Origin of the sequence: Aquicoccus sp., from assembly GCF_041686535.1 — a bacterium.
GTDB lineage: Bacteria > Pseudomonadota > Alphaproteobacteria > Rhodobacterales > Rhodobacteraceae > Aquicoccus.
This window is the reverse complement of sequence record NZ_JAWLDS010000029.1, coordinates 25,883-34,784: the sequence shown is the minus strand read 5'-3', so window position 1 is coordinate 34,784 and position 8,902 is coordinate 25,883. Positions and strand designations below refer to the sequence as shown.

General features: G+C 63.3%; 10 protein-coding genes. 4 read left to right on the top strand and 6 right to left on the bottom strand.

The window, feature by feature from the left end; translation table 11 throughout:
• Positions 1–240 precede the first annotated feature (240 nt).
• The 3 genes from rlmN to ACESL9_RS08530 all read left to right on the top strand — a co-directional run bounded on the left by rlmN (position 241) and on the right by ACESL9_RS08530 (position 2,942).
• Positions 241–1,422, top strand: coding sequence for a 23S rRNA (adenine(2503)-C(2))-methyltransferase RlmN (gene rlmN, locus ACESL9_RS08540; RefSeq protein WP_372611901.1), 1,182 nt, complete (start codon positions 241–243; stop codon positions 1,420–1,422).
• Positions 1,423–1,426: 4 nt separating this feature from the next.
• Complete coding sequence (gene chrA, locus ACESL9_RS08535; protein ID WP_372611899.1) at positions 1,427–2,611, top strand: chromate efflux transporter; 1,185 nt, start codon at positions 1,427–1,429, stop codon at positions 2,609–2,611.
• 106 nt (positions 2,612–2,717) lie between these two features.
• Positions 2,718–2,942, top strand: coding sequence for a hypothetical protein (locus ACESL9_RS08530; protein ID WP_372611897.1), 225 nt, complete (start codon positions 2,718–2,720; stop codon positions 2,940–2,942).
• Between the two features lie 25 nt (positions 2,943–2,967).
• On the opposite strand, the gene ACESL9_RS08525 is transcribed toward ACESL9_RS08530, so the two are convergent.
• Genes ACESL9_RS08525 through pobA form a run of 5 tightly spaced genes read right to left on the bottom strand, consistent with a single transcriptional unit; the run spans position 2,968 to position 6,753 of the window.
• On the bottom strand, positions 2,968–3,798 hold the full coding sequence (locus tag ACESL9_RS08525; protein ID WP_372611895.1) for a 3-keto-5-aminohexanoate cleavage protein: 831 nt from the start codon (positions 3,796–3,798) through the stop codon (positions 2,968–2,970).
• Between the two features lie 17 nt (positions 3,799–3,815).
• Positions 3,816–4,436 carry a protocatechuate 3,4-dioxygenase subunit alpha gene (gene pcaG / locus ACESL9_RS08520; RefSeq protein ID WP_372611893.1) on the bottom strand — a complete coding sequence of 207 codons (621 nt, stop codon included), beginning with the start codon at positions 4,434–4,436 and terminating at the stop codon, positions 3,816–3,818.
• Positions 4,433–5,158, bottom strand: a complete 726-nt coding sequence (pcaH, locus tag ACESL9_RS08515) for a protocatechuate 3,4-dioxygenase subunit beta (protein ID WP_372611891.1) — start codon at positions 5,156–5,158, stop codon at positions 4,433–4,435. The genes pcaG and pcaH overlap by 4 nt, the downstream gene beginning before the upstream one ends.
• A gap of 21 nt (positions 5,159–5,179) precedes the next feature.
• On the bottom strand, positions 5,180–5,566 hold the full coding sequence (pcaC, locus tag ACESL9_RS08510) for a 4-carboxymuconolactone decarboxylase (protein WP_372674721.1): 387 nt from the start codon (positions 5,564–5,566) through the stop codon (positions 5,180–5,182).
• 17 nt (positions 5,567–5,583) lie between these two features.
• A complete protein-coding gene (pobA, locus tag ACESL9_RS08505; RefSeq protein WP_372611887.1) occupies positions 5,584–6,753 on the bottom strand; it encodes a 4-hydroxybenzoate 3-monooxygenase in 1,170 nt (389 codons plus the stop codon).
• Between the two features lie 91 nt (positions 6,754–6,844).
• Between pobA and pcaQ the strand changes: the two genes are divergently transcribed.
• Complete coding sequence (gene pcaQ, locus ACESL9_RS08500; RefSeq protein ID WP_372611885.1) at positions 6,845–7,750, top strand: pca operon transcription factor PcaQ; 906 nt, start codon at positions 6,845–6,847, stop codon at positions 7,748–7,750.
• 3 nt (positions 7,751–7,753) lie between these two features.
• Here pcaQ and ACESL9_RS08495 read toward each other — a convergent pair whose 3' ends face one another.
• A complete protein-coding gene (locus tag ACESL9_RS08495; RefSeq protein ID WP_372611883.1) occupies positions 7,754–8,755 on the bottom strand; it encodes a Hint domain-containing protein in 1,002 nt (333 codons plus the stop codon).
• Between the last annotated feature and the right edge of the window lie 147 nt (positions 8,756–8,902).

Genomic DNA, 8,902 nt, shown 5'->3' with positions numbered 1-8,902 from the left:
GGCGAGTCGTCGCGTGGCACCACCACAAAGGATACGTTTTCGCTTTCGGGGTTCACGGCTGCCGTCGAAGATGCCGAGGAGCGTTGCAAGTGATCCGAGCCACAGGCAGGGCCTGTCGCAGCTGATCCGCGCAACCGGGTTCCGGCTGCCCTGCCGCGCGGGACGCGGGTCGCGGGCATTCGTTTTGCAATCAACCCCGAATCCCCTATATAAGCGCAGCCTTTACAGGACACGCGCATCATGACCGATATACCCATAACCCCGGACGTCACCGCCCTTCCCCGCATGCCCAGGCGTGCGGATGGCAAGGTGAACCTCATCGGGCTCACCCGCCCCCGACTGCACGAGGCCCTGATCGCCGCCGGAACGCCCGAGAAGCAGGCAAAGATGCGCGCCGATCAGCTCTGGCAGTGGATCTACCAACGCGGCGAGTCCGATTTCGCCGCGATGACCAACCTCGCCAAGGCTTATCGAGCCAGTCTCGCCGAGAATTTCGTGATCGAGCGCCCCGAGGTGGTTTCGAAACTGGTCTCGGCCGATGGCACCCGCAAATACCTCGTCCGTATCTCTGGCGGCCACGAAGTCGAGGTGGTCTATATCCCCGAGGAAGACCGCGGCACGCTCTGCATCTCCTCCCAGGTCGGGTGCACCCTCACCTGCTCGTTCTGCCATACCGGCACGCAGAAACTGGTGCGTAACCTAACGGCGGGCGAGATCGTCGGTCAGATCATGATCGCCCGCGACGATCTGGATGAATGGCCAAAACCCGGCGAAGGCTCGGACGCACGCCCGCGCCTTCTTTCAAACATCGTGCTGATGGGGATGGGTGAACCGCTCTACAATTTCGAGAATGTCCGTGACGCGATGAAGATCGCGATGGACCCCGAAGGCATTTCGCTGTCACGGCGTCGCATCACGCTTTCGACCTCGGGCGTGGTGCCGGAGATTGCGCGAACGGCGCAGGAAATCGGCTGCCAACTGGCAGTCTCGTTCCACGCCACCACCGACGAGGTGCGCGACAAGCTGGTGCCGATCAACCGCAAATGGCCGATCGCCACCCTGCTCGACGCGCTACGCGCCTATCCCAAGGCATCCAATTCCGAGCGGATCACCTTTGAATACGTGATGCTCAAGGGCGTGAACGACAGCGACGCGGATGCGCGGCGCCTGGTGCAATTGATCCGCGGCATCCCGGCCAAGATCAACCTCATCCCCTTCAACGAATGGCCCGGCGCGCCGCATGAGCGCTCTGACTGGGAACGGATCGAGAGCTTTGCCGACATCATCTACAAGGCCGGTTACGCCTCGCCCATCCGCACCCCCCGGGGCGAGGACATCATGGCCGCTTGCGGTCAATTGAAATCCGCCACCGAACGCGCCCGAAAATCCCGTGCCGAAATCGCCGCCGAGGCCGGGATTTGAGGTCATGCGCGAAGGCACAGCCGGTGAGGTCTTCGTCGCATTTCTCAAACTGGGCCTCACGTCCTTTGGCGGGCCGATCGCGCATCTGGGCTATTTCCGGGATGAGCTGGTCACGCGGCGGCGCTGGCTCTCTGACAGCGCCTATGCCGATCTCGTGGCGCTCTGCCAGTTCCTGCCCGGCCCGGCATCGAGCCAGGTGGGTTTCGCACTTGGCATGATGCGCGCCGGGTGGTTGGGCGCGCTGGCCGCCTTTTTCGCCTTTACCCTGCCGTCGGCGCTGATCCTGCTGGCCTTTGCCCTTAGCGCGGGCGCGATCGAAGGCCCTGCCGGGACGGGCGTGCTCAACGGGCTCAAGATCGTCGCCGTGGCCATCGTGGCACAGGCGGTCTGGGGCATGGCGAAATCGCTCTGCCCCGACCGCGAACGCGCCACCATCGCGGTGGCGGCCGTGGCCGTCCTTGCCTTTATGCCCGGCGCCATCGGCATGGTCGGCGCGATCGTGCTGGGCGCGGTTGTCGGGCTCATCCTCGGGCGTGGCACGGGTGACGCGAGGAGCAGCCATGTCGCGACACCCGTGACGCGCGGGCAGGCGATTGCCGCTCTGCTCGCCTTCGCGGGCCTTCTCATCGTGCTGCCCCTGTTGGCGGGCGCGGCCCAGCCCGTTGCCGTGATCGACGCTTTCTATCGCTCGGGTGCGCTGGTCTTTGGTGGCGGGCATGTCGTGCTGCCGCTTCTTGAGAGTGAAACCGTGCGAACTGGCTGGGCCAGTGCTGACGATTTCCTTGCCGGATATGGCGCGGCGCAGGCGGTGCCGGGGCCGCTTTTCACCTTTGCCGCCTATCTCGGCGCGGTTCTGGAACCGGCCCCGAACGGTGTTGCGGGGGCCGCGCTTGCGTTGGTGGCGCTCTTTCTGCCCGGTTTCCTGATCCTCGTAGGGGTTCTGCCCTTCTGGGACAGGTTCCGCACCCTCGCCTTCGCACAATCGCTGATGCAGGGCGCGAACGCCGCGGTAGTCGGCATCCTGGGGGCCGCCCTCTATTCGCCGCTCTTCACCAGCGCCATCGGCGATCTGCGCGAGTTCACGCTGGCATTGGTCTCGTTGGTGCTCCTGACCGTATGGAAGATGCCGCCATGGGGGGTTGTCCTCATTGCCGCGCTTGGCGGGTTGGCGCTCAGTCTCCTGCGCTGATCGTTGCGCGCCGCCCGCTGAATTTCCCAATTCAGGACAAACCAACGCCACAAACCGTGATCATCCTCGTTTCATCAACAATAGATTTGAAACGAGGTAACAAGTCATGAAACACGATCATATCGACGCCGCCTTGACCGCCGAAATCTGCGACATCGTTCTGCGCGAGCGCGGCATGTCACTGTCGGAACGCGAATGGAAATTCCGCCTGCGCGGCTATGGCTATGCCATCCGCGACACCGAGTCGGGCCATGTCGTCACATCCCTGCTCAGCGGCAGCGACCTGTGCACCCTGCCCGCACCGCGCGAGGAAACCGTCATCGCCTCATGAGTCGCAAGGGGCGAATCTCGCCGCGTCAGGCCGCGCGCAGGCCGAGAATCTCGCGCGCCTGGGCCACGCTGGCCACCGGGCGCTCGTATTTCTCGCACAGTGCCACCGCACGTTCGACCAGCGCCGCGTTCGACGGCGCCAGGTGCGCGCGGTCCAGCCGGATGTTGTCCTCAAGCCCCGTGCGCGTATGGCCACCCGCGGCGATGCACCATTCGTTCACCTCGATCTGGTGCCGCCCGATTCCGGCGGCGCACCATTCCGCCTCGGGCGCCAGCCGCTCCATCGTTCGCACGTAGTAATCGAACACGTCCTTGTCGGCGGGCATCGCGTTCTTCACGCCCATCACGAACTGCACGTAAAGCTTGCCGGGCAGCAGCCCCGCATGCTTCATCATCACCGCTTGATGGATATGGCTCAGGTCGAAGGCCTCGATCTCGGGGGTGATGTCGTATTTCGTCATCTCGCTGGCCAGCCATGCCACCAGGTCCGGCGGATTCTCGTAAACCCGCGTCGGGAAATTGTTCGATCCAACGGTGAGGCTCGCCATGTCCGGGCGCAGCGGCAGCATTCCGCCCCGTTCGGCCCCCGCGCCCGACCGCCCTCCTGTCGAAAACTGAATGATCATGCCGGGGCAATGTTTTTCCAGCCCTTCCTTGAGCCTCGCAAAGCGCTCCGGGTCTGAGGTCGGCGTGCCATCCTCCATCCTCACATGACAATGCGCTATGCTCGCCCCCGCCTCGAACGCCGCATGGGTGCTTTCGACCTGCTCGTCTATCGTGATCGGCACCGCCGGGTTGTCGGCCTTTTGCGGCACGCTGCCGGTGATTGCCACGCAGATGATGCAGGGTTTGGTCATGAAACGCTCCTTGTGCCTCAGATGTCGAAAAAGACAGTCTCGTCTTCGCCCTGCACCTTGATATCGAAGCGATAGACCGCCTGTCCATCCTGCTCGCTGCGATGTGCGATCAGGGTTTGTCGCCGCCGCTCCCACTCGATCAGGTTCAGCACCGGGTCATTCGTGTTGGCCTTGGTCTCGTCGCTGAAATAGACCCGCGTGTTGAGGCCAAGGTTGATCCCCCGTGCCACGATCCACAGGTTGATATGCGGCGCCATCATCGTGCCATTTCGCCCCGGCACCGGCCCGGGTTTCACGGTGTCGAAGCCCCATTCGCCAGTATCGAAATCGGTGATCACCCGGCCCCAGCCGCGAAATCCCTCTTCCACCTCGCCCGGATGCTCGGGATGGGCATAAACTCCGTCGGCATTGGCCTGCCACACCTCAAGCATTACATCCTTGATCGGGCTGCCGGTGCCGTCGATCACGACGCCCTCGACCCGGATACGCTCGCCCCGCGCATTCGGCCCGGCAACGTCCCAGCCCAGCTCGCGCTCGTAGATGTCGAACCCCGCCGCCCCCGGCGCCAACCCGATATGCACGTAAGGCCCCGCCGTCTGGCTGGGCGTTTCCTTGAGGTAATCAAGCTTCTGCATCAATTCCCCTCCAGCCGGTTCTCGAACAGGGTCGAGCGCCGCCCACGCAACACGATGTCGAACTTGTAGGCAATGGAATCGAGCGGGATGGTCGCGTTCCGGTCCAGTGGCGCGACAAGCTGCCCGATGGCCGCCTTGTCCTTGATCGTGTTGACGATCGGACAGGTCTCGATCAGCGGATCGCCCTCGAAATACATCTGCGTGATCAGCCGCTGCGCGAACCCGCTTCCGAACACCGACAGGTGGATATGCGCCGGGCGCCAGTCATTCACCCAGTTGCGCCACGGATAGGCCCCGGGTTTCACCGTGCGAAAGAAGTAATAGCCGTTCTCATCGCTCAGAACCCGCCCGCAGCCGCCGAAATTCGGGTCGATGGGGGCAAGATAGGTATCCTTCTTGTGGCGATACCGCCCGCCCGCATTGGCCTGCCATATCTCGACCAGCGTGTTTGGCACCGGCCGCGCGTTTTCATCCAACACCCGCCCATGCACGATGATCCGCTCGCCGATCGGGCTTTCGCCGGGTTTGGCGTAATTCAGGATCAGGTCGTTATCCTTCGGGTCGATGTCGTTATGCCCGAACACCGGCCCGGTGATCTCGCTCAATGAGTTTTCAAGACTGATAGCCGCATATTGCGGCGAGCGGGTGACGCTCGTCTTGTAATCGCGGTCAAGCGCGGGCGGATGCCAGCGCCGGTCTCTCTGGTAAAACTCGCCGGGTTTCATATCGGTCTCCTCTCCTCGGGGTCATGCCCCGCCCTCGCGTTCCATCTCGTCAAAGGTCTCGCGCGCCAGTTTCAGCGCGTGATTGGCGCGCGGCACCCCGGCATAGACCGCCACATGCTGGAACGCCTCCAGCACGTCGCGCTTGCTGGCCCCGGTGCGCGTGGTGGCGCGGATATGCATCGGGATCTCGTCGAAATTCCCCAGCGCCGCCAAAAGCGCCAGCGTGATCATCGAGCGCTCCCGCTCGGAAATCCCGTCGCTGGCCCAGACATGACCCCAGGCCGTTTCGGTGATCATCTCCTGGAACGGTGCCTCGAAATCGCTCTTTCTCGCCTCGGCCCTGTCCACATGCGCATCCCCCAGGATTCGCCGGCGCACCTTCATTCCCTTTTCATATCGCTCCGACATGCACTCTCTCCCGCGGCTCAGTATGGCAGGCCGACATAGTTTTCGGCCAGCACCGTTTGCGCCGCGCGGTTGTCGCGCAGAAACGCCACCTCGGCGGCCTGGATGCGCCGGTCGAAATCACTTTGATCGGGGAAGCGGTGCAAGAGCGTGGTCATCCACCAGCTGAACCGCTCGGCCTTCCAGATCCGCGCCAGCGCCCGTTCGGAATAGCGCTCGATCCCCTCGTCGTCGCGGTCGATATAATGCTGCGCCAGCGCGTGATAGAGATAGTGGATATCCGATGCCGCGGTGTTCAACCCCTTGGCGCCTGTGGGCGGCACGATATGCGCCGCGTCCCCGGCCAGGAAAAGCCGCCCCCAGCGCATCGGCTCGGTGACAAAGGATCGCAGCGGCGCGATGGATTTCTCGATGCTGGGTCCGGTGATGAGCTTTTCCGCCGCCTCCTCCGGTATGCGCCGCTTCAACTCGTCCCAGAAGGCCGCATCACTCCAGTCCTCGGGGCTGTCACTCAACGAACACTGGATGTAATAGCGGCTCAGGTTCTCATTGCGCATCGAGCAAAGCGCAAAGCCCCGCTCGGAACTGGCATAGATCAATTCTTCATTCACCGGCGGCGTCTCGCTCAAGACGCCCAGCCAACCGAAGGGATAGACCTTCTCGAACTCGTGCCGAACGGCAAGCGGAATGGCCTGACGACTGACCCCATGGAACCCGTCGCACCCGGCCACGAAATCGCAATCGATCCGCTGCTCGGCCCCGTCCTTCATGCAGGTGACGTATGGCGCGTCACCATCCGCCCCGTGTATCTCGACCCCCTCGACCTCAAAGACGATCTTGCCACCCGCCGCCTCGCGCGCATCGTAAAGATCGCGGGTCACCTCGGTCTGGCCATAGACAACCACGTGGCGCCCGGTCAGCGCCTTGAAATTGATCCCGAACTGTTCGTTGTCGCGCGAAATCACCGTGCCGTCGTGGATAAAGCACTCGCTGTCCATCCGCGCCGCCACCCCTGCCTCGCGCATGAGGTTCACCAATCCCACCTCGAGCACACCCGCCCGGATCCGGCTCAGAACATGGTCCTTCGTATTGCGCTCCAGCACCACGCTGTCGATGCCGCGCTTGTGCAAAAGCTGGCTCAAGAGCAGGCCCGACGGCCCGCCCCCAATGATCGCAACCTGTGTCCGCATGGGTCGTCCTCCCTTGCGCCGATCATGGATTGCCTTTTCCGCAAAGTAAAATGACCTTATTGCAGGTTTAATTGCCAAAACTGGAAAGCAAATGATCGACCGCCGCATCAAGTTCCGCCATGTCCAGTGCTTCACGGAAATCGCCCGCCAAGGCAGCCTGAAACGCGCAGCCGAAACCTTGCACCTCACCCAGCCGGCGATTTCCAGGACATTGAAGGAACTCGAGGACATCCTTGCCGCACCGCTTCTCACCCGCTCGCGTGCGGGTGTGGCGCTGACGCCGCAGGGCGAGGTTTTCCTGCATTTTGCCCGGGCCTCGCTTGCCGCGTTGCAACAGGGCCTCAACGAGGTGGACGATATCGGCCAATCCGCCCGTACGCGCCTGCGCGTCGGCGCGCTGCCTTCCATCGCCGCATGGCTCATGCCACCGGTGGCCCGCGCCTTTGCCAAGCTCGCCCCTCAGGCGGTGCTCGAAATCATCGACGGCCCGCATGGATACCTGACCGACCGGTTGCGCCTTGGTGAGCTCGATCTCGTCATCGGCCGCCTTGGCCCACCCGAGATGATGCAGGGCCTGTCCTTTACCCAGCTCTACGCAGAAGAGGTGGCCTTTGTCGTGCGCGCGAACCACCCGCTTTCCGACAGGCCCGACCTGCACCGCATTGCCGATTACCCGGTGATCTACCCCTCCGCCGGATCGGCCATCCGGCCGCTCGTTGACCGCTACCTCGCCGAGAACGGGGTCGGCGACCTGCCACGCCGGATCGAAACCGTTTCGGGTGCCTTTGGCCGCGTTCACACGCGACAGAGCGATTGCGTCTGGATCATCTCAGCCGGGGTCGTCACCAATGAGATCGCCGACGGCCATCTCATCCGCCTGCCCTTCGATACCGCGATCACCCAGGGTCCCGTCGGCCTGATGACCCGCGCCGGCGCCAGCCAGGCACCGGTCGAAGACATGTTCCGTCGCGCCGTATCCCGGGCGCTTGCAACCTGACGTTCAGGCGCAGGCCACCAGCGCGCCTTCCCATCGGCGAAGGCAATGTCGTGCGGTCAAGGGCTCGTGCCGGGTCTGCATCGGCTCATCGCCAAACAAAGCCCTGATCTCGGCCTGTGCCGCCTTTCCCAGGGTCGCAATCGCTTCTGCACCCAGATAGAGGCTCTCGCTCGCAACACCCTCGGCCCAGATCACCTCGTGCCGGTCAAAGGCCAGGTGCACATAGCAGACCCGCGGTCGGTCAACCTGTCGGATCGCGCCTCCATTGACCAGGTGCGCCGCCGCCACCAGCACCTGACCTTGTCCGAAGAAAAGCTCGGTTCGCCAGTCACCCAGCAGCATCCGGTGCTGCGGCGACACCCACAGATCCCGACTGTTGCCCAGCGCCCCGGCGCGAATCAGGATCGGCGCCATCGCCCCGTCGCCTGGAACCTCCTTGCGGCCCACCCAACGGACCGGCTGCAATCCGTGATCCAGTGTCTTTACCAGGTCCCCCACGCAAATCCTCTCGACCGGACGCGGCCCGCGGGCAGTTTCGACCAAGGTTCCGGCCACGAAGCAGGGAAATTCCGGTGGATCAGGCTCCAATGTCTCAAAGGAAAGCTGCTCGGTCCGGGGCGGGTCGGCTCCCGGCCCGTATTGCATGGTGCCCTCGGACACGCCATTCACATCAAAGACGATGTTTTCCGGGCTGGTGAAGATCTGGTGATCCGCCGACGACGCCCGCCCCTGGAACTGATCGTGCTGCGGGTTGAGATTGGAATAGATCGGCGGATCGGACGGATCGCTCGTCGGACCGTCATAGATGTCCACAATCTGTCCGTTCGAGAACAGCGTGTCGCCCTCGTTGACCTGTCGTACGACGATGCGGAACACGTCCGTTTCGCTACCAAGCGACTGCACGCCCGAAAGCGTGACCTTCGTGCCGTTGTTGTTGCCACTGGTCGAAACGCCGGAAAACGTTCCGATCTGGTCACCCGTGACGAAAATCTCGACCTCAGCCACCAAAGGCCCCCTGCAAAATCCCCCCAGGGTTTGCAGCCGGTTCAGGCGCGGTGAGTTTGCCTGAGATTTCTTTTACATACAACGGCTTTCGCAGAATGCATCGAAAGACCCAGAGGTGACGACACGTCGGGATCGCCGCCTGGAATC

Bases quoted from the DNA above. Each gene is read 5' to 3' on its own strand.
- rlmN (WP_372611901.1), top strand. From the start codon at position 241: ATGACCGATATACCCATAACCCCGGACGTCACCGCCCTTCCCCGCATG.
- chrA (WP_372611899.1), top strand. From the start codon at position 1,427: ATGCGCGAAGGCACAGCCGGTGAGGTCTTCGTCGCATTTCTCAAACTG.
- ACESL9_RS08530 (WP_372611897.1), top strand. From the start codon at position 2,718: ATGAAACACGATCATATCGACGCCGCCTTGACCGCCGAAATCTGCGAC.
- ACESL9_RS08525 (WP_372611895.1), bottom strand. From the start codon at position 3,798: ATGACCAAACCCTGCATCATCTGCGTGGCAATCACCGGCAGCGTGCCG.
- pcaH (WP_372611891.1), bottom strand. From the start codon at position 5,158: ATGAAACCCGGCGAGTTTTACCAGAGAGACCGGCGCTGGCATCCGCCC.
- pcaC (WP_372674721.1), bottom strand. From the start codon at position 5,566: ATGTCGGAGCGATATGAAAAGGGAATGAAGGTGCGCCGGCGAATCCTG.
- pobA (WP_372611887.1), bottom strand. From the start codon at position 6,753: ATGCGGACACAGGTTGCGATCATTGGGGGCGGGCCGTCGGGCCTGCTC.
- pcaQ (WP_372611885.1), top strand. From the start codon at position 6,845: ATGATCGACCGCCGCATCAAGTTCCGCCATGTCCAGTGCTTCACGGAA.